The sequence below is a fragment of the Actinoallomurus sp. NPDC052308 genome, assembly GCF_040679195.1.
In the GTDB taxonomy this organism is placed as follows: Bacteria; Actinomycetota; Actinomycetes; order Streptosporangiales; family Streptosporangiaceae; genus Actinoallomurus; species Actinoallomurus liliacearum.
On sequence record NZ_JBFAUM010000020.1, the window covers coordinates 48,724 to 71,172 of the forward strand.

General features: G+C 72.1%; 23 protein-coding genes. 11 read left to right on the plus strand and 12 right to left on the minus strand.

The genetic code is table 11. The features are described 5' to 3' along the window. The first annotated feature begins 367 nt into the window (after positions 1-367). The gene (locus AB0L00_RS33330) at positions 368-1,585 is read left to right on the plus strand and encodes a Cmx/CmrA family chloramphenicol efflux MFS transporter (RefSeq protein ID WP_364441116.1); all 1,218 of its coding nucleotides are present in this window, start codon (positions 368-370) and stop codon (positions 1,583-1,585) included. Positions 1,586-1,640: 55 nt separating this feature from the next. Here AB0L00_RS33330 and AB0L00_RS33335 read toward each other — a convergent pair whose 3' ends face one another. Both AB0L00_RS33335 and AB0L00_RS33340 read right to left on the minus strand, forming a co-directional pair. Then, on the minus strand, positions 1,641-2,591 hold the full coding sequence (locus AB0L00_RS33335; protein WP_364441118.1) for a MerR family transcriptional regulator: 951 nt from the start codon (positions 2,589-2,591) through the stop codon (positions 1,641-1,643). Between the two features lie 15 nt (positions 2,592-2,606). Then, positions 2,607-3,404 carry an alpha/beta fold hydrolase gene (locus AB0L00_RS33340; RefSeq protein ID WP_364441120.1) on the minus strand — a complete coding sequence of 266 codons (798 nt, stop codon included), beginning with the start codon at positions 3,402-3,404 and terminating at the stop codon, positions 2,607-2,609. A 204-nt stretch (positions 3,405-3,608) separates the two neighbouring features. On the opposite strand from AB0L00_RS33340, the gene AB0L00_RS33345 reads away from it, so the two are divergent. The 4 genes from AB0L00_RS33345 to AB0L00_RS33360 are packed head-to-tail and all read left to right on the plus strand — an operon-like array spanning position 3,609 to position 5,748. Beyond that, a complete protein-coding gene (locus tag AB0L00_RS33345; protein ID WP_364441121.1) occupies positions 3,609-4,151 on the plus strand; it encodes a DUF2243 domain-containing protein in 543 nt (180 codons plus the stop codon). Next, positions 4,151-4,948: a cytochrome c oxidase assembly protein gene (locus AB0L00_RS33350; protein ID WP_364441123.1), complete on the plus strand. Its 798-nt coding sequence runs from the start codon at positions 4,151-4,153 to the stop codon at positions 4,946-4,948. Before AB0L00_RS33345 ends, AB0L00_RS33350 begins: the two co-directional genes overlap by 1 nt. Positions 4,949-5,008: 60 nt before the next feature. Beyond that, positions 5,009-5,377 (plus strand): antibiotic biosynthesis monooxygenase, encoded by a 369-nt coding sequence (locus tag AB0L00_RS33355; protein WP_364441124.1) that lies wholly within the window; start codon positions 5,009-5,011, stop codon positions 5,375-5,377. Next, positions 5,365-5,748, plus strand: a complete 384-nt coding sequence (locus tag AB0L00_RS33360) for an ACT domain-containing protein (RefSeq protein WP_364441126.1) — start codon at positions 5,365-5,367, stop codon at positions 5,746-5,748. The genes AB0L00_RS33355 and AB0L00_RS33360 overlap by 13 nt, the downstream gene beginning before the upstream one ends. A gap of 95 nt (positions 5,749-5,843) precedes the next feature. Here AB0L00_RS33360 and AB0L00_RS33365 read toward each other — a convergent pair whose 3' ends face one another. Then, the gene (locus AB0L00_RS33365) at positions 5,844-6,734 is read right to left on the minus strand and encodes a LysR family transcriptional regulator (RefSeq protein ID WP_364441127.1); all 891 of its coding nucleotides are present in this window, start codon (positions 6,732-6,734) and stop codon (positions 5,844-5,846) included. Positions 6,735-6,825: 91 nt separating this feature from the next. Between AB0L00_RS33365 and AB0L00_RS33370 the strand changes: the two genes are divergently transcribed. Beyond that, positions 6,826-7,764, plus strand: a complete 939-nt coding sequence (locus AB0L00_RS33370; RefSeq protein ID WP_364441129.1) for a DMT family transporter — start codon at positions 6,826-6,828, stop codon at positions 7,762-7,764. Between the two features lie 59 nt (positions 7,765-7,823). Next, positions 7,824-9,341, plus strand: coding sequence for a leucyl aminopeptidase (locus AB0L00_RS33375; RefSeq protein WP_364441131.1), 1,518 nt, complete (start codon positions 7,824-7,826; stop codon positions 9,339-9,341). 279 nt (positions 9,342-9,620) lie between these two features. Here the strand turns inward: AB0L00_RS33375 and AB0L00_RS33380 are convergent, their stop codons facing one another. Next, entirely contained in the window at positions 9,621-9,833 is a 213-nt protein-coding gene (locus AB0L00_RS33380) for an EF-hand domain-containing protein (protein WP_345347642.1), read from the minus strand. Between the two features lie 241 nt (positions 9,834-10,074). On the opposite strand from AB0L00_RS33380, the gene AB0L00_RS33385 reads away from it, so the two are divergent. Together AB0L00_RS33385 and AB0L00_RS33390 are read left to right on the plus strand one after the other, a co-directional pair. Further along, positions 10,075-10,866, plus strand: coding sequence for a glycerophosphodiester phosphodiesterase (locus tag AB0L00_RS33385; RefSeq protein WP_364441133.1), 792 nt, complete (start codon positions 10,075-10,077; stop codon positions 10,864-10,866). A gap of 34 nt (positions 10,867-10,900) precedes the next feature. After that, positions 10,901-12,262, plus strand: coding sequence for an MFS transporter (locus AB0L00_RS33390; protein ID WP_364441134.1), 1,362 nt, complete (start codon positions 10,901-10,903; stop codon positions 12,260-12,262). 21 nt (positions 12,263-12,283) lie between these two features. Here AB0L00_RS33390 and AB0L00_RS33395 read toward each other — a convergent pair whose 3' ends face one another. From AB0L00_RS33395 to AB0L00_RS33405, 3 genes are all read right to left on the minus strand, one after another. Next, positions 12,284-13,129: an alpha/beta hydrolase gene (locus AB0L00_RS33395; protein WP_364441136.1), complete on the minus strand. Its 846-nt coding sequence runs from the start codon at positions 13,127-13,129 to the stop codon at positions 12,284-12,286. Continuing rightward, positions 13,126-14,085: an alpha/beta hydrolase gene (locus AB0L00_RS33400; protein ID WP_364441137.1), complete on the minus strand. Its 960-nt coding sequence runs from the start codon at positions 14,083-14,085 to the stop codon at positions 13,126-13,128. Before AB0L00_RS33400 ends, AB0L00_RS33395 begins: the two co-directional genes overlap by 4 nt. A gap of 104 nt (positions 14,086-14,189) precedes the next feature. Then, positions 14,190-14,822 (minus strand): hypothetical protein, encoded by a 633-nt coding sequence (locus tag AB0L00_RS33405; protein ID WP_364441139.1) that lies wholly within the window; start codon positions 14,820-14,822, stop codon positions 14,190-14,192. A 195-nt stretch (positions 14,823-15,017) separates the two neighbouring features. On the opposite strand from AB0L00_RS33405, the gene AB0L00_RS33410 reads away from it, so the two are divergent. After that, positions 15,018-15,872 carry an NAD(P)H-binding protein gene (locus AB0L00_RS33410; protein ID WP_364441140.1) on the plus strand — a complete coding sequence of 285 codons (855 nt, stop codon included), beginning with the start codon at positions 15,018-15,020 and terminating at the stop codon, positions 15,870-15,872. Between the two features lie 30 nt (positions 15,873-15,902). Beyond that, the gene (locus AB0L00_RS33415; protein ID WP_364441142.1) at positions 15,903-16,970 is read left to right on the plus strand and encodes a haloalkane dehalogenase; all 1,068 of its coding nucleotides are present in this window, start codon (positions 15,903-15,905) and stop codon (positions 16,968-16,970) included. 52 nt (positions 16,971-17,022) lie between these two features. Here AB0L00_RS33415 and AB0L00_RS33420 read toward each other — a convergent pair whose 3' ends face one another. The 5 genes from AB0L00_RS33420 to AB0L00_RS33440 form a co-directional block, all read right to left on the minus strand. Beyond that, positions 17,023-17,904 (minus strand): SMP-30/gluconolactonase/LRE family protein, encoded by an 882-nt coding sequence (locus AB0L00_RS33420; RefSeq protein WP_364441144.1) that lies wholly within the window; start codon positions 17,902-17,904, stop codon positions 17,023-17,025. 22 nt (positions 17,905-17,926) lie between these two features. Further along, entirely contained in the window at positions 17,927-18,424 is a 498-nt protein-coding gene (locus tag AB0L00_RS33425; protein WP_364441146.1) for a MarR family transcriptional regulator, read from the minus strand. A 187-nt stretch (positions 18,425-18,611) separates the two neighbouring features. Continuing rightward, entirely contained in the window at positions 18,612-19,688 is a 1,077-nt protein-coding gene (locus AB0L00_RS33430; protein WP_364441148.1) for a winged helix DNA-binding domain-containing protein, read from the minus strand. A 461-nt stretch (positions 19,689-20,149) separates the two neighbouring features. Beyond that, positions 20,150-21,901, minus strand: a complete 1,752-nt coding sequence (locus tag AB0L00_RS33435) for an MFS transporter (RefSeq protein ID WP_364441150.1) — start codon at positions 21,899-21,901, stop codon at positions 20,150-20,152. A 20-nt stretch (positions 21,902-21,921) separates the two neighbouring features. Continuing rightward, positions 21,922-22,389 (minus strand): MarR family transcriptional regulator, encoded by a 468-nt coding sequence (locus AB0L00_RS33440; RefSeq protein ID WP_364441152.1) that lies wholly within the window; start codon positions 22,387-22,389, stop codon positions 21,922-21,924. Positions 22,390-22,449: the final 60 nt, after the last annotated feature.

The window sequence follows — 22,449 nt, forward strand, 5'->3', positions numbered from 1 at the left end:
TGGAGACCCACGAGCTCGAGTGGACGAGTCCGGTGCCCCCTCACTATCGTGTGGGCTCATGTCCGGTCCCGAGGCATCCAGACGCTAGCCACCGGTCCTTCGGTGGCTTCTCGTGATGACACGCGGCGGCGCCGTCGCTGAGGCCACGCCTCCCCCGCCGCCCGATCACCGTCGTCCGGACCGGTTCTTCCCCGGGATTCCGTGAGCTCCACCGCCCTCGTGGTGCCGAGCCCGGTCTCCCTCACGCGATGACACCCGCGCGTCCCCGGTAGCCGCCCGCCTTCCCGCGGCCTGCCCGGGACGCCGCGATGGTGCGTCCGCGTCCTGCCCGCGATGCCTTTTCGACGCGACCGTGGAGTTCCTGCCCATGCCCTTCGCCATCTACATCCTCGGACTGGCGGTCTTCGCCCAGGGGACGTCCGAGTTCATGCTGTCCGGGCTGATCCCCGACATCGCCCATGACCTCGGCGTCTCCATCTCGGCCGCCGGCACGCTGACATCCGCGTTCGCCGCGGGGATGATCGTCGGAGCCCCGCTGATGGCGGTCCTCAGCCTGCGCTGGCCGCGCCGGCGGGCGCTTCTGGTCTTCCTGACCGCGTTCGTGATCGTGCACGCCGTCGGCGCGATCACCACCAGCTTCCCGGTCCTCCTGGTGACTCGGACGCTCGGGGCACTGGCCAACGCCGGTTTCCTCGCCGTGGGACTCGCGACGGCGACCGGCATGGCCAAGCCGGACGCCAAGGGACGGGCGACCTCCGTCCTGCTGAGCGGGATCACACTCGCGTGCGTCGCGGGAGTACCCGCCGGCGCCGCGCTCGGTCAGACCCTCGGCTGGCGGTCGGCGTTCTGGGCGGTGGCCCTCGTCTCCCTGCCGGCCGTCCTCGCCATCCTGCGCTCGGTGCCGGACACCGTCCGGGCGGCCGACGACCCGGACGAGGCCCGTCCCGGCGCCCGGGACCAACTGCGGGCGCTGCGCGACCCGCGGCTGCTGGTCATGCTGCTGCTGGCGGCGCTGGTCAACGCCGCCACCTTCTGCACCTTCACCTACCTGACCCCGCTGAGCACCGACGTCAGCGGCTTCGCCGAGGGCTGGGTGCCCGCGCTGCTGGCGCTGTTCGGTCTCGGGTCGTTCGCCGGGGTCACCCTCGGCGGCCGCCTGTCCGACACCCGGCCGATGCGGGTCCTGATTCCCGGCGGGATCGCCCTGCTCGCCGGGTGGGCGCTCTTCACGGCCACGGCCGCCAGCCCGGTCGCCGCGGTCCTGCTCATCTTCGTCCAGGGGGCCCTCTCGTTCGCCGTCGGCTCGACCCTGATCGCCCAGGTCCTGTACGCGGCGACCCGGGCGCCCTCACTCGGCGGCTCGTTCGCGACCGCGGCGCTCAACGTCGGCGCGGCCGCCGGCCCCGCCATCGGCGGCGCCACCATCGCCGCCGGGCTCGGCTACCGCTCGCCGCTGTGGGTCAGCGCCCTGCTGGTGGCCGCGGCGCTGGCCACGGCGAGCCTCGCCCACGCCGTACGGCGCTCGCGGGCCACGCCGCGCGATGACGCACCGGCCTTCCCCGCCACGGGGCGACCGCGCGGATGACCGAGACCTTGAAGATCCACGGTGCGTCGTCGCAGGCCGGGGCCGCCCCGGCCGCTCACACCGGCTGCGCGGCCGAGGACTCCAGCGCACTGAGGAACCACCGGGCCTCCGGGACGGGGTCGGGCCCGGTGGGCCGGCCGTCGACCACGGCCAGCAGCGCGAAGTACCGCGAGACCCGCGCGTCCGCGCCGACCCGGACCCGTTCGGCCAGCCAGCGCCGGAACTCCGCGTCGTCGTCGCGGCCGTGCGCGTCGGCGAAGACCGCGACCAGTTCCGCCACGACCGCCCGAGCCCGCGCGCAGCCCGGTGGGACGCCCTCCGCGAGCGCCGCGCCGGCCAGGTCGAGGACGGCCCGCTCGGCCCGCCGCCAGCTCGCCGGATCGCCGCGGTCCGCTCCGGAGGCCCGATCGGCGGCGTGCCGCTCGAACCCGGCGCGTACCGCCGCCCGGAAGTCCGGATCGCTGACCAGGTACGCCAGTTCGACCCACGCCTCGAGTTGCGCGGGCGCCGGGTCGTCCGGCGGGTCGGGCACCATCGAGCGCAGCCGCGCGGCGAAGCCCGGATCCATGTCCAGGCCACGGGTCGCCTCGCCGATGAGGTCGGCCACCATCCGGCGGCGCTGCCCCGCCGCGAGCGCGGCGAGCCGGTGCGCCCGGGTGACCGCAGCCGGATCCGCGCCGTGGGAGGCGGCGTGCCGCAGCACGGCCTGCCGTACCCGCAGCTCCTGGATCCGTGCCTCCAGCGCGGCCGCCTGCCGGTCGGCGACCTGCGCCAGGCTCTGCGCCCCACTGAGCACCCGGGCGACCGTGGCGAGACCGACACCGAGATCACGAAGCGTGCGGACGAGCTCAAGCCGGGCCCGCGCCTCATCGTCGTACAGGCGGTATCCGCCGGGCGACCTGGCGACCGGGGGCACCAGTCCCTGATCGGAGTAGTACCGGATCGTGGCCACCGGAAGCCCGCTGAGCCGGGCCATCTCGCCGATCGTGTGCAGACCCTCGTGCATGCCGTCCAGCCTGGCTCATCGATCCGCCGGACGGGACCCGTCCCCCGCCGGGCTCAGCCGGTCCAGGATCAGGTCGGCGACCCGGCCGGGCGCCTCCAGGTGAACGTCGTGGCCGGTCGCTACGTCCACCACCGTCAGCAGCGGCGTGGCCGCCGCGACCGCCGCCAGCTCGCGCGCGAACCCGCGCCGGTAGGCCGCGAACACCGTGGCGACCTCCGGCGGCAGCAGCTCCTCCAGGTCCTGGCCCGCCGACTGGACCACCACGAGCGGGCAGCGCGTCGCGCGGTAGGTCGCGAACAGGTCCAGGGCGCCCAGCTCGGCGACCAGCCGGGCCAGCGCGGGATCGCCGGCCCGCCGTACCTCCGCGTCGAGGAAGCCGCGCATCGTCTGCTCCGCCGCCCGCGCGGCGCCGGTGTCCAGGTCGAACGGCCCGGTGGGGTTGGTGTGCCCGTCCAGGTTGACGGCCAGGGGGCAGCGCGGGCGCCGTGTGGCCCACAGCGCGGCGACGATCCCGCCGAGGGAGTGCCCGACCACCGCCGGGTCGTCCAGCCCGAGATGGTCGATGACCGCGGCGAGATCGTCGATCGCGTCCGGCCAGGACCACAGGGCCGCCCCGGAGGCACCGTGCCCGCGCAGGTCGACGGTGACCACGCGCAGCCCGGCCGCCGTGAGCAGCGGGGTCACCCGCCGCCAGTCGTCCATGGCGCGGCCACCGCCGTGCAGCAGGACGACCGTCGCGCCCGTTCCCTCGTGGTCGCGAACGGCGATGTCCACACCTCCGCGGGACACGACATGGTCGGTTCCTTCGCTCATCGTGACTCCTTCGATTCCGGGGTTCGGCCGACGCGGAGACTATGGAGCCTCAAGTCCCTTGAGACTCAACCCGGGCGGCCCGGCTCGGCGGCGGGGAGGAAGCGGGCGCCCGGGCCCGCCGGCGCGGTGCCTGTGTGGCGGGTACGCGGCGAGGGAAGGACCCCACCCGCGTGGATCACGCGGGCGGGGGGACGGAGGCCGACGATGGGCACGACCGGGCGCGAGGTCCACCCGCCGGCCCGGAGCATCCGGCTGCCCGGAATCCTGCTGGGAGTGGGCCTGGGCGGCTTCGTCGACGGCATCCTGCTCCACCAGCTCCTGCAGTGGCACCACATGCTCTCCAGCACGAACGGCGACCGCATCGGCGTGAGGTACTACGACCCGAACACCGTGTCCGGGCTGCGGATGAACACCGTGTGGGATGGGATCTTCCATGTCGTGTGCTGGCTGTCGGTGCTCACCGGGCTCGCCGTGCTGTACTCCCGCGTGACCCGCGACCGCCGCCGCGTGTGGACCTCCCGCGTCCTGTGGGGCTGGGTCCTCGTCGGCTGGGGCCTGTTCAACCTCGTCGAGGGGATCCTCGACCACCACATCCTCGCCATCCACCACGTCCGCGGCGGCCCGAACCGGCTGTGGTGGGACATCGGCTTCCTGGCGCTGGGCGCACTGCTGGTCGCCGCCGGCACGCTGCTGCGGCGCGGCGCCCGGCCCGTCGGCCCGGTCCCGGCCGGGACGGTCCCCGCCTGATGGACGGCCACCTCCACCACGCCGGGCAGACGACGCCCGGCATGCTCATCGCCCTGGCCCCGGTCCTGGCGGCGGCCGCGTACCTGTGGCTCGTCGCGCGGGCCCGCGACCGGAGCCCCTGCCGGGGCCGGCACCACCTGCGGACGGCGAGCTTCCTCGGCGGATGCGCCCTGCTCACCGTCGCGCTGCTGCCACCCGTCGCCGCTCATGGCGACTTCCGCCACCACATGCTGCAGCACATGATCATCGGGATGTACGCGCCGCTCGCCCTCGTCCTCGGCGCTCCCCTGACGACGCTGCTGCGGGCGCTGCCCGGCGGCCACGCGCGGCGGGTGACCCGCCTGCTGCGCGCCCGTCCCGCGCGCGTGCTCGCCCACCCGGTCACCGCCCTCATCCTCGGCACCGGCAGCCTGGGCGTGCTGTACTTCACGCCGCTGTACGACGCGATCGCCGTCCGGCCCGCCGCGCACTGGCTGCTGCACGCCCACTTCCTGGCGTCGGGTTACCTGTTCGCCTGGGTGGTGGCCGGGCCCGATCCCGCGCCGGCCCGTCCGGGCGTGCGCGCGCGGCTCGTGCTGCTCGGGGTGGCCGTGGCGGCGCACGCCACCGTCGCGCAGCTGCTGTACGGCGGGTTCCTCGTTCAGGTCCACGCCCCGATCCCCCAGCTGCGGGACGCCGCGGTGATCATGTACTACGGCGGGGACGTCGCCGAGCTCCTCCTGGCCGCCGCGCTGGTGGCGACCTGGCGTCCCGAGCGCTCCCGGCTGCGGGTCGTACGGCTCGGCGAGTCGCGGTAGGGCGCCGACACTTCGACGGCGGCGCAACCGTCACCGGGATACGTTCACCTGGTGATAGCGATGATCTTTGAGTACCGGTTCGATCCCGGTGACGAGGCCGCCTACCGGGAGTACCTCGCGGAGTCGGCGCGGCTGCGTGAGCTGCTCCCGGACCTGGACGGCTTCCACGGGATCGAGCGGTTCACCAGCGACACCGATCCAGGGCGGTTCGTCGCGATCGGCTACTTTCGGGACGAGGAGGCGGTCGCCGCGTGGCGTAACACCCCGGCGCACCGGCGCGCGCAGGCGCTGGGCCGGCACCGGTTCTTCACCGACTACCGGCTGCGGATGGCCGAGGTGATCCGCGACTACGGGCCGCGCGACCGCGGAGAGGCCCCCGCCGACAGCCGCCGCGCCCACGACAAGGAGGAATCTCCATGTACGACCTGACCATCGACCTCGACGACGAGCCGGGCGCGCTGGCGGCCATGGGCGAGGCGCTCGGCGCCGCGGGCGTCAGCGTGGAGGGCGGCGGCATGTTCGTCGTCGGCGGGCGGGCCGTCGCGCACTTCCTGTTCCACGACGGCGAGGCGGCGAGCGCGGCGCTGCGCGCGGCCGGTCTGCGGGTCACGGCCTGCCGGCCGGTCCTGGCCCGCCGTCTGGACCAGGACCGGCCGGGCCAGTTGGGGGCGATCACCCGGGCCCTCGCCGACGCCGGCGTGAACATCGAGGTGCTCTACTCCGACCACGACCACCGGCTGATCCTCGTCGTGGACGATCCGCGCGCCGGCGCGGCGGCGACGACGGCTTGGGATCGTTGAGCAGGTCGGGGGTCGATCGGGGTCGGACCGGGTCGATGGCATAACAACAAGCCCACCGCCTTTACGCAGTAAGGTAAGTGCATGGGTCGGTGTCCTCACGGCTTCGCCGCCGCCTCGAGCGCCTCAAGCAGCGTGCGCAGAGCGGCCTGGGCCAGCGCGGCCTCGCGTACCGCCGCGTAGATCGCCCTGATCGGCCGAGGACGCCGCACCCTGCGCATGACGACGCCGGGACGACGGCCGCCCAGCCCGAGCCCGGGGATCAGCGCGACCCCGAGGCCGGCCGCGACCAGGCCCTGTGCGGTGGCGTAGTCCTCGCTCACCGCGACGAAGTTCGGGCTGAAACCGGCCGCAGCGCAGGCGTCGAGCATGACGTCGAGACACGAGCCCGGCGGTTCGCTGCCGACCCATTGCTGGTCGGCCAGATCGGCCAGATCGAGCACCCGTCGTGCGGCGAGTGGATGCCCGGTCGGCAGCACGGCCTGGTACGCGTCGTCCAGGAGGTGAACGAGGCGGATCCCCTGGCGCTTCCCCTCCCCCGGCCGGACGACGAGCGCCAGGTCCGCGGCGCCCTTCTCCACCTCCGGCAGCGGATCTTCGGGGTCGGCCAGCTTGAGATCGATCTGCACACCCGGATGCTCATGCCGTAGCCGGGCCAGCGCGGGGGCCACCAGGGTCGGCCCCACCGACGTGAAATAGCGGACGGCCAGCCGGCCCGTTCGCCCGGATCGCAGGTCGGCCAGCGCGGTCTCCACCTCCGCGACACTGCGGCCGATGACCGCGGCGTGTTCGGTGAGGAGCCGGCCCGCCGCCGTTGGCCGTACACCGCGCCCCACCCGCTCGAGCAGGGCGATCCCGGCCTCCTTCTCCAGCACCGCCACCTGCTGACTGACGGCGGACGGGGTGTATCCCAGATGCGCCGCGGCCGCCGTCACCGACCCGCTCGCGACCACCGCCCGCAGAATCTGCATCCGTCTCACATCGATCACGTAGCTCAGCTTAATAGTGATCCAGGAATCATCGATTGTCCTTAACGATGGGTACGCGGCATCGTTCATGGGCGACGGAAGGAGAACGCGGATGGACGGTGCGGTGGGCAGGACTCTGGGGCTGGCCCGCATGGGCGTGCTCGCGCTGCTGTGGGGTTCGACGTTCCTGTGGATCAAACTGGCCCTGCACGCACTGTCTCCGGTCCAGGTCACCCTCGCCCGCTGCCTGCTGGGGACCGGCGCGCTGCTGGTCCTGTGCCTGACGGCACGGCAGCGTCTCCCCCGTGGCCGGGCCACCTGGGGTCACCTCTTCGTGGCGGCCTTCTTCTGCAACGCTCTGCCCTTCGCGATGTACAGCCTCGGCGAACAGACCGTCGGCTCCGGGCTCGCCGGCGTGCTCAACGCGACGACTCCGCTGTGGTCCCTCCTGCTCGGCATCGCGATCGGCGCCGAACGCGGCATCCGCCCTGTACGCCTGGGCGGCCTGTTGCTCGGGTTCGGCGGAGTGACGTTGATCTTCGCTCCGTGGGAGGGACACGCGCAGGTCGGCTGGGGCGCGCTCGCCATCGTCGCCGCGGCGGCGAGCTACGCGGTCGGCTTCGCCTACATGGGACGCCACCTCGTCGGGCGGGGACACGCGACCATCTCCCTCTCCACCGCCCAGCTCATGGCCGCCACCGCGCTGACCGCCCTCAGTTTCCCGGCCGGTGGACTGACACCGATCGGCCTCCACCCGACGGGCCTGATCGCGGTGGTGGTGCTGGGGATCTGCGCCACGGGGATCACCTTCCATCTCACCTACCGGATGATCGCCGATGAGGGCGCGACGAACACCGCGACCGTCGGCTACCTGCTGCCGGTGGTCTCGGTGGGGCTGGGGGCCATCGTGCTCGACGAGCCCTTCAGCCTCCGGGTCGCCGCGGGCATGGCGGTCGTTCTCATCGGCGTCGGCATGTCACGCCGGGTGAAGGCGGCCTCGGCGGCATCGGCCCATACCCCGGCCGCCGTCGTCACGTCGGACCCGTCCTGAGCCCGAGACCGCCACCGGACCGCGAGAGAACAGGAACACCGAAGTTGACCGTCCTGACCGTGACCACTTCGATCGCGGCGTCGCCGCGTCCGGACTGCGTCGTGATCGGCGTCGCCATGAGCCCCGAGGGGCCGGTCCCGGCCTGCGCCGCGGACGCGGTGAGCCGGGCGTTCGCCGGCGGGCCGGCCGAGACGCTCCACGTCCTCGGCATGACCGGTGCCGAAGGCGAGGCGCTGAAGGTGCTCGCGCCGGCAGGTCTGGAGACCGATGTGGTCCTTGCGGTCGGTCTGGGCGCCACCGCCGGAGGCGGGCCCTCCATCGAGGCGCTGCGCCGGGCCGCGGGAGTGGCCGCCCGCGCTCTGGCGGGTACGAGGCGGACCGTCCTGGCCCTTCCGGGCGACACCGTCGAGGCGGCACAGGCGATCGCCATGGGCGGCCTTCTCGGCGCGTACGCCTTCACCGCCTACCGCGGTCCCGTCGGCGGCAGGGGCCCCGTCGGCGAGCTGGCGATCCTCACGACCGAACCGGCCCGAAGGGACGTGACGGCCGGTGTCCGGCGCGGCACCGTGATCGGCCAGGAGGTGAACCGCTCCCGTGACCTCGTCAACATGCCGGCGAACGATCTGACGCCTGAGACCTTCGCGGCCATCGTGGCGAAGACCGGCGCGGAGTACGGGCTCGACGTCGAGGTGCTCGACGAGAAGGCACTCGCCCGGCACTCCTTCGGCGGCATCCTCGGCGTCGGGCAGGGCTCGACCGCACCGCCGCGCCTGGTCAGGATCGCCCACACCCATGCGGCGGCGCGGACGACCCTGGCGTTCATCGGCAAGGGCATCACCTACGACTCCGGCGGCATCTCGTTGAAGCCGGTCGGCTTCAACGAGATCATGAAGCGCGACATGTCCGGCGCCGCCGCCGTGTTCGCCGCCGTGGTGGCCGCCGCCCGGCTCGACGTGGGAGTCAACGTCACCGGCTGGCTGCCGCTCGCCGAGAACATGCCGTCCGGCTCGGCCACCCGGCCGGGGGACGTGCTGCGGATGTACGGCGGAAAGACCGTCGAGGTACTCAACACCGACGCCGAGGGCCGTCTGGTGCTCGCCGACGCTCTGGTTCGGGCGGGTGAGGAGCGGCCCGACGCCATCGTCGACGTGGCGACCCTGACCGCCGCGATGAAGATGGCCCTGGGCGACCGCGTGTTCGGCGTGATGTCCGACGACGACGCCTTCCGCGACCGGGTCATCGACGCCGCCCGGCGCTCCGGCGAGCAGGCGTGGCCCATGCCGCTGCCGGCCGAGCTGCGCGAGAGCCTGAACTCGCCGGTGGCCGACATCGCCAACACAGGCGCGCGGATGGGGGGAGCGCTGGTGGCCGGCCTTTTCCTCAAGGAGTTCGTACCGGGCGGCATCCCCTGGGCCCACCTGGACATCGCCGGACCGGCCTTTCATGAGGGCGCGCCCTATGGATACACCGCCACGGGCGGCACCGGAGCGGCCACGCGCACCCTGGTGCAGTTGGCGGAGGACGCCGCAGCCGGGGCATCGGAGGCGGTCATGGGCGAGCCGGTACACGGGGGTTGAGGAACCGACGGTAGGCAAACGGCCTGCAGCCTTTACGCAGTAAGGTAAACGCCTTTCGTACGGGCCCGCTCCGGCTCCATCGCGGCGGAGGCACCTACGACACGGGCCTGCCGATCAGCAGACCCGCGGCCAGGCGCGGCGGGAAGACGTGGAAGCTCGCGCCGAGCCTGGCGGCCGGCCGCCCCGTCGCGCGCAAGCCCGCCGAGTGATCACCGCTGTGGGCGTCGCCGCGCTGAACGGCGAGCGCCGCACGGCCGGGCCCGCCGACCCGGAGACCGGTCAGCCGTTGGACATGTACGCGGCGAACTCCTCCAGGGAGATCTCGCCGTCGCCGTCGGAGTCCATCCGGCGGACGACCTCGGCCGCCGTCTCGTCGGTGACGTCCTCCCCGAGGGCCTTCATGAGCTGCTTGAGCTCGGGCGCGGAGACGCGCCCGTCCTTGTTGATATCGACGATCTCGAACGTCGCCGCGTAGGCGCTGGTGTCCGGCACGATTTCCGGCCTTCCGCTTGAGGGTCACGACGGCTCTCCCGAGCCACGACGCGAGACAACCTAGTGGAAGAGACGCCCGGCTTGGGGTGGATTGATGGTTGGTGGGCGTCGTGTCGGTGGGTTGGGGTTCCACCGCACCGGATAGACCGTTGGTTGATCGAGCCGCCGCCTTTACGTAGTAAGGTCACTACTGTGGAGAGCAGGAGCAGCTCCAGCCGCCCCTAGTACGACAGGTGCATCCGTGTACACATATCTCGACCATCCCGGCCCGATCCCCTTCGCGCACCGCGGCGGATCCCTCGACGGCCGTGAGAACTCCATGGCCGCCTTCGAACGCGCCATCGGGCTGGGCTACCGCTACCTGGAGACCGACGTGCGCGCCACCGCCGACGGCGTCCTGGTCGCCTTTCACGACGCGACCCTCGACCGGGTCACCGACCGCACCGGCCCGATCGCCCGGCTCGGTCACGCCGAGGTCGCCAAGGCACGCATCGCCGGCCGTGAGCCCATCCCCCGGCTGGAGGAGATCCTCGACGCCTGGCCCGGCGCGCGCCTCAACATCGACGTCAAGGCCGAGAACGCCATCGGCCCGCTCACCGAGGTCCTGCACCGGGCCCGCGCCTGGGACCGGGTGTGCGTCACCTCCTTCTCCTCCCGCCGCCTCCGGCACGTACGCGCCCGCATGCGCCTGCTGTCCGGCCGGGACGTGTGCACCGCGCTGAGCCCGCTGGGCGTCGCCACGCTGCGCGCCCGATCCGTCGGCGGCCCGCTCGGCCGGCTGGTGCGCCTGGCCGAACTCGGCGTGCCGTGCGCCCAGGTCCCCCGGCGCGTCGGCCGGACCCCGCTGGTCACCGAGGCGTTCCTGCGGACCGCGCACCGGCTCGGTCTGCAGGTGCACGTCTGGACGGTCAACGACCCGGTGGAGATGGAACGTCTCCTCGACCTCGGCGTCGATGGCATCATCACCGATGAGATCGAGGTGCTGCGCGATGTCATGACCGCCCGCGCGCAGTGGGCCGCCGCGTCGGCCTGACTCCGGACATCCCCCGGGCGGCCGAGGAGGACGCGTGGGCCTGGCGCCCGTCGGCACCCCCGTCGAGACGACCCCCGGCGACCGCCGGCGCGAACAGCGCGGCTGGTACTTCTACGACTGGGCCAACTCCGCCTTCGACACCACCGTCGTGGCGGTGTTCCTGGGGCCCTACCTCAGCGACATCGCCAAGGCCGCGGCCGACGCCGACGGGTTCGTGCACCCGCTGGGCGCCGACCTCCGGGCCAAGGCGGTCTACCCACTCGCCGTCACGCTGTCGGTGGTCCTGCAGGTGCTCGTCCTGCCCCTGGCGGGCGCGCTGGCCGACCACACCGGACGCAAGCGGGCGCTGCTCGGGGCGTTCGCCTACATCGGGGCGTTCGCCACCATGGGCCTGTACTTCGTCGGCGGCGGGCGGTACCTGCTCGGCGTCGCGCTGTTCGTGGTCGGCAACCTGGCGCTGGGCGCCTCCACCGTCGTCTACAACGCGTTCCTGCCCGACATCGCCGCTCCGGACGAACGCGACGCGGTGTCCTCGCGCGGCTGGGGCCTCGGCTACCTCGGCGGCGGACTGCTGCTCGTGCTCAATCTCGTGCTGTTCCTGGCGCACGACGCCTTCGGGGTGACCAAGACCGAGGCGGTGCGGATCAGCCTGGCCTCGGCCGGCGTCTGGTGGGCGGCGTTCACCCTCATCCCCCTGCGCGCGTTGCGCGACCGGCACCGCACGCCCGCCGCCGAACCGCTGCCCGCGGCCGTGCGCTCCGCGTTCGGCCGGCTGGCCGACACGCTCCGGGACATGCGCGGCCGGCCGGTCGCGCTCCTGTTCCTCCTGGCGTTCCTGGTCTACAACGACGGCGTGCAGACGGTGATCACGATGTCGGCGACGTTCGCGACGGAGGAGCTGAAGCTCGGCCAGACGGACGTGATCGCGGCGGTGCTGCTGGTGCAGTTCGTCGCCTGCGGCGGGTCGCTGCTGCTGGGCCGGCTCGCCCGGCGGTACGGCGCCAAGCGGGTCGTGCTGACCTCCCTGGTCCTGTGGACGGCCGTCGTGCTGGCCGCGTACGGGCTGCGGCGCGGGTCGGCGGCGGAGTTCCTGGCGCTGGCCGCCGCCATCGGTGTGGTCCTGGGCGGCACGCAGGCGCTGTCGCGGTCGCTGTTCTCCCACCTGCTGCCGCGCGACCGCGAGGCGGAGTACTTCGGCTTCTACGTGATCAGCGACAAGGGGACCAGCTGGCTGGGGCCGCTGGTGTTCGCCGCGGCGTTGCAGTGGACCGACAGCTACCGCACCGCACTCGTCTCGCTGGTGATCTTCTTCGTGGTCGGCTTCGCGCTGCTGGTCACCGTGGACGTTCCCCGCGGCGTACGGGAGTCGGGGAACCCGCTCCCGCGGCGACTCTGAGGATCGCCGCCCGCGGATCGCTCATCCGGTACGCGGTGCGTGCGTGAACTCCCGGATGAGCCGGGCCAGTCTCGTCGGCTGGTCGAGGGGGATGAGGGTGTAGGTGTCCTCCACCTCGGCCAGCCGTCCGCGGAGCAGGCCGGCGAGGCGGCGGCCGTGCTCGGGCGGCATCACCCGGTCCGCGCTCGCCCAGACCACCAGGGCGGGGCGGTCGAAGTCCGGCAGGCGTTCGGCCGCGGCGAGCAGGAACCCGGTGTCCGCCGCCGCCGCGCGCAGGATCCCTACGGTGTCGCGGCGGATGTCCGACCGGGTCAGGAGGGGTATCATCCAGCGGGCGGTGGCGGCGTCTCCTCGTTTGGTGAGCCACCCGAACGCGAGCGGGAGCCGCCGGACCGGGCGGAGCCGCATCTGCTGCATGAACAGCCCGAACAGGCGAGGCGGAAGCCGCCCGGCGAGCAGCAGCGTCCGGCCCGTCAGACCCGGCGGGAAGTTGTCGAACGCGTCGCATGAGGCGAGGACGACCCGTCCGACGCGCTCGGCGCCCTCGGCCATGAGGAGCTGGACGAGGGCGCCGCCGGTGTCGTTGCCGACCAGGGTGACGTCGCGCAGGTCGAGACGGTCGAGGAACTCCCCGACCAGCCGGGCCAGCCCGTGCGGTGAGAGGTCGGCGTCGGGGCGCATCGCGTGACGGTGCGCCCCGAACGGCAGTGTCGGCGCCACGCATCGGTGGTCCGGGGACAGCTCCGCGACCGGTCCGTCCCACAGCGAGGCGTCCATCAGCAGCCCGTGCAACAGCACGACGGTCGGACCGTCGCCACCGGTGTCCTCGTACTCGATCGTTCCGGCGGACAGCTCGACGGTCCTCATGCCCGCCCCGTTCGGGGCGCCGCGGACTCCGCGGCGCGGCGTTCCGGCTCCGCGCGGTCGAGCAGGTGCCGACGGAGGAAGGAGAGCTCGGCGTCGAGGGCCTGCTCGTGCGCGTCCAGGAACGGGGCATAGTGCCCGCCGGGCACGCGGACCAGCTCGCCCCTGGGCGCTCGCCGCGCCGCGCGGATCGCGGGGCCGGGTGGAGCGGTCTGGTCCTGCTCGCACACCACGACCAGCAGCGGGCAGCGCACGCGGGAGGCGTGCCGGCCGGGCCGGTACAGCGTGATGCGGAGCGCCGAGCGGGCGGCGATCACCTGCGGCCAGTCCGGATGGCGGTTGTCCGGGTTGAGCGCCCGGTCTCCGTCCTGACCGTCCGGAGTGGTGAGCATCGCGATGGTCCCCGGCTCGCCGGCGAGCGGTACCAGCAGCGGAGAACGGCCGAAGAGACCGCCCACTGCGTCGAGGAGACCCCGGCCGGTGAACCGCAGCATCGCCGGCGGCCTCTGGTGGCGCCCGGCCTTGGACGTGGCGTCCAGGCCGTCGGCGAGCGGCATCTGCGCGATCGCCGCCGCCACCCGCGGCTCGCCGGCCGCGGCCCGGAAGATGTGACCGCCCGAGAGCGAGAATCCCCAGACGGCGATCCTTTCCGGGTCGACCTCGGGCAGTGTCGCGGCGAAGCGGATCGCGGCCCGCCAGTCGGCGAGCTGCTCCCCCATCCGCAGGACCTGGCGCGGTCGCCCTCCGCTCTCCCCGAGCCGGCGGTAGTCGAAGGCCAGCACGCTGAACCCCGCCTCGTGGAAGGGCCCGGCGAACGGATCGGTGCCCGGCTCCTTGGTCACGGCACCGCCGGCCCCCATGACCACACAGGCGCCGTTGCGGCCCGGATAGTGCCATGCGACGCACTCGGTGCCGTCGCTGATGAAACGAACCTTCTCCCGCTGCGCGGAAACCCGCATCCCGACCCTCCGTCGAATGGACTGGATCAACGAGCCCAAGTGAACCACGCGGTTCACATGTCGTCCACGGCGGGTCCGCGTCCGGGACTCCGGCTGGGCGGCGGCTATCCGCCGGCGGCCTCTTCGCGCTCCAGCATGCGGATCAGCGCCTCGAACCCCGCGGCGACGCCGGGGGCGTCACCGGTGGTCAGCCGCTCCAGCAGGAAGCCGCGCAACGTGGCGAGGACCATCTCGGCGACCTCGCGCCGCCGCCGGTCGGACCACTGCGCCGGGCAGAGGGATTCCAGGACGGGCAGGTACTGCCGGGACGCCTCCCGGGCGAGGTCGGAATGGCGCTCGGGGTCGTACATGGCCAGGCCGATGGCCTGGTCGAGCACACGGCTCAGCCGGGATTCCTCGTTCAGGAGGGTGGGCCACACGGCGCGGATCCGCGCCGCCAGGGTCTCGTGCCCCGACGCCTCGCGCGCGGCGGCCATCGCGTTGTCGATCCGCCGCGCGCGGAGCCTGAAGACCACTTGGCGGAGCAGGTCCTCGACGCCGTCGAAGTGGTAGAGCAGCACCTTGTGCGTCGTACCGGCCGCCCGCGCCGCACGCCGCAGCGAGAAGTCCACGAGCCCGTTCGCGGCGACGTCCTCGGTGACACGCTCGAGCAGTTCCCGGCGCCTGGCCTCGCCACGTGGCGACCCCGCCGACCGCCGGTACCCCGCCTTCGGTGCCTCATCAGCCGCGAATCCCATGGCCACAGCTTCCACCGTCCGGGCGATCGCCGCACATCGGAGGCGCGACGTGTCAACAGAAGTATGATTTTCATATGATATGAAACTGATGTAAGTTCGCGAGCGGAAGGTCGTCGAGCGGCATCCGGATCCCGGCGGACCGCGTGCGACGGCCTGACATCCGGGCCACGGCATCTCACACGGAAAGAACTGATCATGATTCTTGTGACCGGAGCGACCGGCACCATCGGACGCCCACTGATCGACCTGCTCGTTCGGGAGGGCGCCAAGGTCCGCGCCGTCACCCGCGCCCCGGAGGCCGCCGGTCTGCCCTCGGGCGTCGAGGCCGTCGCGGGCGACCCCTCACGGCCCGGCACGATCGTCCCGCACCTCGAGGGGGCCACCGCCGTGCTCCTGCACCCGCGGGCCGCCGGAGACGCCGCCGCTGATCTGCTGGCGCTCGCCCGGGAGCGGGGCGTCGAGCGGGTCGTGGTGCTCTCGGCCATCAACGTGGACGACGATCCGGCGCAGCAGCCCTCCCGCTTCCAGGGCGACCGGAACAAGGAGGTCGAGGACGCCGCCGTCGCGAGCGGCCTGGAGTGGGTGAGCCTGCGGGCCGCCTCCTTCGCCGTCAACACCCTCCGTACGTGGGCGCCCCAGGTCCGGGCCGGTGACGTGGTGCGAGGCCCGTACGCGGCCTTCGCCGAGCCTCTGATCGACGAGCGGGACGTCGCGGAGGTCGGCGCCCGCGCGCTGCTCGGCGCCGACCTGGCGGGCCGCCGGCTCCGGCTCACCGGCCCGCGCTCCCTCTCCCACGCGGCGCTCGTCACCGTCATCGGCGAGGTGATCGGACGGCCGCTGCGCTATGCGGAGATCCCTCCGGAGGCGTTCGCGCGAGGCCTGGTCGAGCGGGGTCTCCCGCGGCCCTTCGTCGAGGCCCTGATGGCCAGGTACGCCCGGGGTGCCGGGCCGGCCGAGACCGTCACCGACGAGGTGGCGAGGATCCTCGGCCGCCCCGCCCGCACGTACGCCGAATGGGTCGCCGACCATGCCGCCGCCTTCCAGCGCTGACGGCGCCCCGATCAGGACCGAGGAGACAGCATGACCGGCACGGAAGCGCGCTCCGGCGCGGCCGCCCACACCTCGCACCCGGCCTCGACCGGGGCCATGACCGAGCGGAGCGAGGGAATCGACGGCACAGCCCCACGGGTCGACTCTCCGACGAAGGAGGACGCCATGGCCGTGCTGCGCACCCCGGAGGAGCGGTTCGCGGATCTGCCCGGCCACCCCTTCGCACCGCACTATGTCGAGATCGACGCCGGTGACGGCGCCGGCACCCGGCTACGGGTCCACTACGTCGACGAACGACCGGGCGATCCGGCCACGGCCTCCGGGGAGACGGTCCTGCTGCTGCACGGCGAACCGTCGTGGAGCTACCTGTACCGCCACGTCATTCCGCCGCTGGTCGCGGCCGGGCACCGCTGCGTGGCCCCCGACCTCGTCGGGTTCGGCAGGTCCGACAAGCCCGCCGACCGCTTCGCGTACACCTACCAGCGTCATGTCGACTGGCTCACGGAGACGGTGTTCGACCGTCTCGACCTGCACGGCGTGACGATGGTGTGCCACGACTGGGGCGGCCTGCTGGGACTGCGCCTGCTGGCCGCGAGCCCGGACCGGTTCCGCCGCGTGGTCGCCACGAACACCCTCTTCCCGACGGGAGATGAGAGCCTCGGCGACGCGTACGCGACCTGGCTGCAACTCAGTCAGCGCGCGAACCCCTTCGAGCCCGGCCAGGTCGTCGACCGGGGCACCGTGACCGAGCTCGACCCGGCGGTGCGCGCGGCGTACGACGCGCCGTTCCCCGATGAGTCGTACGTGCAGGGCGCCCGTCAGTTCCCGCTCCTCGTCCCCATCGCGCCCTTCGACGCCGCGGCACCGGCGAACCGCGCGGCATGGGCCGTCCTCGAGACGCTGCGGACACCGTTCCTCTGCGCCTTCAGCGACAAGGACTACGGGGTCGGTGACGGCGAGCGGATGCTGCGGACGCGGATCCCCGGCGCGGCGGGACGAGCGCACCCCACCATCACGAACGCGGGCCATTTCGTGCAGGAGGACCGCGGGCCGGAGCTCGCCGCGGTCATCGACGGCTTCATCGGCTCGACGCGCTGACCGGCTCCGCCCGGCGGCCGGCGGCGATCGGGCCGCCGGCCGCGACGGGCCGTCAGGAGGAGAGCTTCGGCCTGGGCAGTACGGGCGCGCCCACCTTCATGGAGAGCCGGAGAAGACTGGGTGCGTGCCTGGTCCCCAGCATGCCGAGGTTCGTCACGAGAAGGCCTTCCTCGACAACGGCGATGGCCGTCGGCCCGTCGAGTCCATCGTCGGCCGTCGCGAGAACGGTCACCGCCCCGTCGGGGGCGATCCGCTGGACGGTGTTCTCCGGATGCACCGCGAGATAGATGTTCCCGGAAGCGTCGAAGGCGAAGTCGTCCGCGGGCACACCTGAATGCACCTCGGTGATCGTGGACGGCCGGCCGGCCCGCACATCGATGCGGAGTACGGTGGCCTGCGCCGTATTCGTGGCATAGAGACGTCCATCGACGAACTTGATGCCGTTCACCCCTGTTCCCGAGACGGGGTCGTCGAACGACGTCGGCTTCAGGCGGTCATCGGCCAGCCAAAGCCGCAGATCATCGTGGCCGCGAGGCAGGTAAAGGATCTCGCCGTTCACGGAGTCCGCCGCGAACAGAGTGCCCTCATCGTCGAACGTGATGCCGTTGAGCCCCGCACTGGCCTTGGCGGCGGCGAACCGAGCCCAGCGCCCGGCGGCGTCGCTTCTCCAGATTCCCGCCACGGTCTCCGCACCGCTGCGCACGGCGGCATAGAGCCGATCGTCCGCGTCTGACGCGAGCCCGACCGCCATGACGTCGTCGGACTGCCGGACGACCCGCTCCGCGCCGGCCGTCGAACGCCAGACCGTTCCGGCCGCCAACAGCGTCGTGCAGATGGTGCCGTCCTTCAACACGACGATGTTCTCCGGCGTTTCACGAGCACCGTAGTCGAACGACTTCACAGTGCTGACTTCTTCGACATCCGCGGATGACATGGCCCTCTATTCTCCCGGTGACTCAGTCGCCGGCCAGTTGCTCGGTCGCCTGTTGACCGGCGTCGGTGACGCGCCGCAGAAAGACGGCGAGCGTCTGAAGTTCGCCGTCCGTGTAGTCCGCGCAGATGCCGTCCATCGAGGTATTCATCCCGGAATAGAGCTCGAACAGCTCCGGGACGCGGTCACGCAGGGGGTACACGGTCACGGCGCGGCGGTCGGCGGCGTCCGGGTCGCGCCGGCGGACGGCCCAGCCACCTCGCTGAAGCCGGTCCAGGATGCCGGTCATCGTGGCGGGGTGCAGACCGGCACGGCGGGCGAGGACGCTGGGGCTCATCGGCCCGTGCCGGTTGAGCAGGTCGAGACAGAAGAGGTCGACGTCCTTGATGGCGACGTGGTCACAGATCTGATGGTTGAGCAGTGACAGCTGAATGCTCAACTCGCGCAGGGACTCTTTGATCGTGTTGGTCGTTCGCCGTCGATCTCGCGCCGAGCCGGCGTCCTCACCAGTGGTGGACGCCATGATCGACATCCTCCTAGCCCGATATGATATGCCGCACGTATTTGATGAGACCTTAACGATACTAGCGCACCCGAAGATCCCCCCTCGCCGCCGCGGGCGATCCGCGCCGCCACGAGGATCCGGACGGCGTCCACCTCGGAGACGGCGACGACGTGGCCGACGTGGATTGGATTGGGATGCGGTTCGGTTATGCGGTGGGCTGCAGGAAGCGAACGACGGACGCCTTCTCCATGTCGATGCCCAGCTCGATCTGAGGCGGGATGGACCCGAACGCGTCTACCTGGATGCGGCGCGCGCCGGAGCCACGGGTCCAGGTGGCGATGGCCAGCCCGTCGGCGAGGACGGTGGGCCGGATGAAGCCGCCTCCCGGCCACACGTCGGCCTGGTGGAGAGCGGGGACCGACACATCGCGGGTGCGGTAGCCGACCAGGTAGTTGTCGTAGGCGGGCAGCATGCGAACGTCTGGGGTGTCAGGCGGGCCCGTGGGTTCCTCCACCCGCCCGGCGAGCATGGTCAAGGCACCGTACTCGATGATCACGCTGGATTCCGCCAGCATTTTCCAGGCCCTGCGGGCCCAAGTGACCGGCAGCCCGGACCAGGCGGCGAAATCTTCCAAGGCGGCGGGGGCGTGCGCGGCCAGGTAGCGGCGGGCCAGCTCGGCGAGGGCGGCGTCTCCCTCTCGCCGGCCGCCCCCGGTGGTGGGCAGCCAGTCGTCGAGCAGCACATACGTGGCTTCACCAGCGCGTTGCGGGCCGTAACAAAGAGTGCCGGTGAGTGCGGCGTGGCGGATCAGGTGGAAAGGTGCCTGTCCGTCCGGTGGGATGCCGAGGGCGGTGAGATGCTCGGTCAGCTCGGGTCGAGTAAGCGGGCCGTGCGTGGTGAGGACGCGCCGAAGGAGATGGTCGGTGCGCTGCCGCAGATCGTCGTTCAGGCCCAGCTGCCGGTAGCGGTGGCTGGTTGCGGCGAGGATCCTGGGGGCGAGCAGTCGCAGGACCCAGCGGGCGTCGTCGCTCGGGATGGTATGCAGGGTGCCGCGCATGTACCAGCCGCGGACGATGCTCTGCTCTTCCTCGTACGCTGCGCGGACCTCTCGAGGAGTGATGTCCTGCCCGCGTACCCGGATGCCCAGGTCGGCGGCCGTGGCGTCCTGGGCCTGGATGGCGAAGACCCGTCGGACGACGGCCTCGGCAGAGGCCTCCCGTGTACCGCCGGCCAGTGCCTGAGCATGGGCCCGCAGCCTGCGGACGCTCTCCTGGTCAAGCATCGGCCGTGTATCTCGTGGTCCGGCGGGGTCAGGAGACGGCTGTGTCGATCGGGGCAGCCGCATGGCTGTGGGCGACCAGCGCGACGTTCAGATCGTTGCGCTCAACGAGTACGAAGGTGGCCACGTGATCTCCCAGAATGAGGTGCTGCGGGGAGCATAAAGCCAATACCGGGCAGATCCCGCCCTCCTTTGCGCTGTGGGTCAGGGATAGGAGGCCGAGGCCCCGCCCGGCCGTAGCCTCGGCCGGCGGTCAGCGCTGGCCGGTCGGCGGGTCGGGAAGACCGACAACCGGTCGGCTCGGCCGTAGGTCTGCGGAACGGTTGATCGCGGCGATGTACTGACCGATGACCTCGACGGGGTGGGCCGGTGGGGGCTCGCCGGCGTGGCGCGCACGCCTCGTAACGGAATGCCACGAAGGGATCAGCACGTGGTGTGATCCTCGAACCGTGCCTGGACGGCGCTCAGGAGGAACGCGCTTCGGACCTGGTCTGCTCCCCCTTCCGCGGGTCGGGCCCTGTGCTCGGGGCGATGCGCCGGTGTCGGCCGCGCAGTGCGGAGGCGAGCGCGCCGACCAGGGCCAGGACCGTGGCCACGGTGAAGACGGTGACGAGGCCGTGATGGAACGGACCGGTCACCAGGGTCGGGAAGAAGCGGGTGCCGGTGAGGGTGTGGACGTCGCCGGCGGGCAGGGTGCGCAGGACTCCGCTCGGCGCGAGCAGATGGCCGATCGGGTTGTTGCCGAGGAAAGTGGCGAACAGGCTGCTGACCGGCGGCAGGTTCGCCGCCTGGGCCGCCGTGCCCGCGGGCACGGCGTGCGCCCGCAGGCCGCTGTCGAGCGCGCCGGGGAGCGAGCCCGCGAGACCGGTGATCATGAGTGAGAAGGACAGGCCGATCGACAGGGCGGTGCCGGAGTTCTGGAACGTCGAGCGCATCCCGGAGGCGACTCCGCGCTGGTCCGGCGGGACACTGCCCATGATCGCGGAGGTGTTGGGCGCCGCGAACATGCCCTGTCCGAGGCCGCTGAGCAGCAGCATGGCCGCGAACAAGGGATACGGGAAGTCGACCGGCAGGAGCAGAAGGCCGACGAAGGCCCCGGCCACCACGAGCAGCCCGGTCGTGGCGAACAGCCGCGCGCCGAAACGGTCGGACAGCCAGCCGGAGATCGGCCCGCCCAGGAGGAACCCGATCGTCAGCGGGAGCATGAAGATGCCGGCCCACAGCGGAGTGCGTTCGAAGTCGTAACCGCGCAAGGGCAACCACATGCCCTGCAGCCACATGATCAGCGTGAACTGCAGGCCGCCGCGGGCGATCGCGGTGAGCAGCGCCGCCAGATTGCCCGCGGCGAAGGCACGGATGCGGAACAGCCCGAGTTCGAACATCGGTTCTCTGATCCGGGTCTCCGTGACGCAGAAGATGACGAGCAGCGCCAGGCCCCCGCCCAGCGCGCCGAGCACGTACGGGTTCGTCCACCCGGTCGAGTGGCCGCCGTACGGCTGGATGCCGTAGGTGATGCCGACGAGGAGGGCACCCGCGCCGGCGGTGAAGGTCAGGTTCCCGATCCAGTCGATGCGGCCGGGCCGGCGAGAGCCTATCTCACGCAGGCTGCGGTACGACCATGCCGTACCGGCCACGCCGATCGGCACGCTCACCCAGAACACCGCGCGCCAGTCGATGGCCGCCAGCAGTCCTCCGGCGAGGAGCCCGATGAACTGGCCCGCGAGCGCGGTGATCTGGTTGATGCCGAGCGCCATGCCGCGCTGCCGGGCCGGGAAGGCGTCCGTGAGGATGGCGGCGGAGTTCGCGGTGAGCATCGAGCCGCCGACGGCCTGCACGATCCGGAAGCCGATGAGCCACAGGGCGCCGCCGCCGCCCTTGAACGGATCGAGGGAGAGGGCGATCGAGGCCGCGGCGAAGATCGCGAAGCCGGCGTTGTACATCCGGACACGGCCGAACATGTCGCCCAGCCGGCCCAGCGCGACCACCAGCACGGCGGAGACCAGCAGATAGCCGAGGATCATCCACAGCAGGTAGCCGATGTTGCCGGGTGCGAGCGGGTCCAGTCCGATGCCGCGGAAGATCGCGGGTAGGGAGATGATCACGATCGAGGAGTCGATGGTCGCGATGAGCACGCCCATCGTCGTATTGGACAGTGCCACCCACTTGTAGCGCCCGTTCTCCTCGTGCGCGCGCTCGCGGTCGTCCGCAGAACCCATCCGTCTCTCGTCTCCGTCCGTCACAGCCGTTCCGCCAGTCGGTCGAGCAGCGCGAGCACCGGAAGGAGCGCCCGCCGCTCGGTCGGCGTGAACTCCGCGTCGATGAGGGCGGCCAGGCGCCGTATGGATTCCGAGCGCCGGTCGGCGACCAGTCCACGGCCCGCCTCGGTGATCGTCATCACCGCCCGGCGGCCGTCGCTCTCGTCCGGGCTCCGGTCGACGAGGCCGCGTTCTTCCAAGGCGGCCAGGGTGGCCGCCATGGCCTGGGGCCGTACGCCTTCGACAGCGGCGAGTGCGCTCGGTGAACTCGGACCTTCCCGGTCGAGCCTGGCCAGCGTCGATATCTCGGAGAGCGCCAGGCCGCCGACGGATCCCTTGGCCTGCCGCATCTTCCGGGCGATCCGCCCCACGCTCAGGCGCAGCGCCGCCGCGATCTCACTCGCGTCCACCTCGTCCGCGTCCGCAGCCGACGCGTCGATCTCCGACATAGTTGCTTACGGTAACTTAATAAGTTGTTCTTAACTATGTGCCCGAGATGCCTGTCCTGC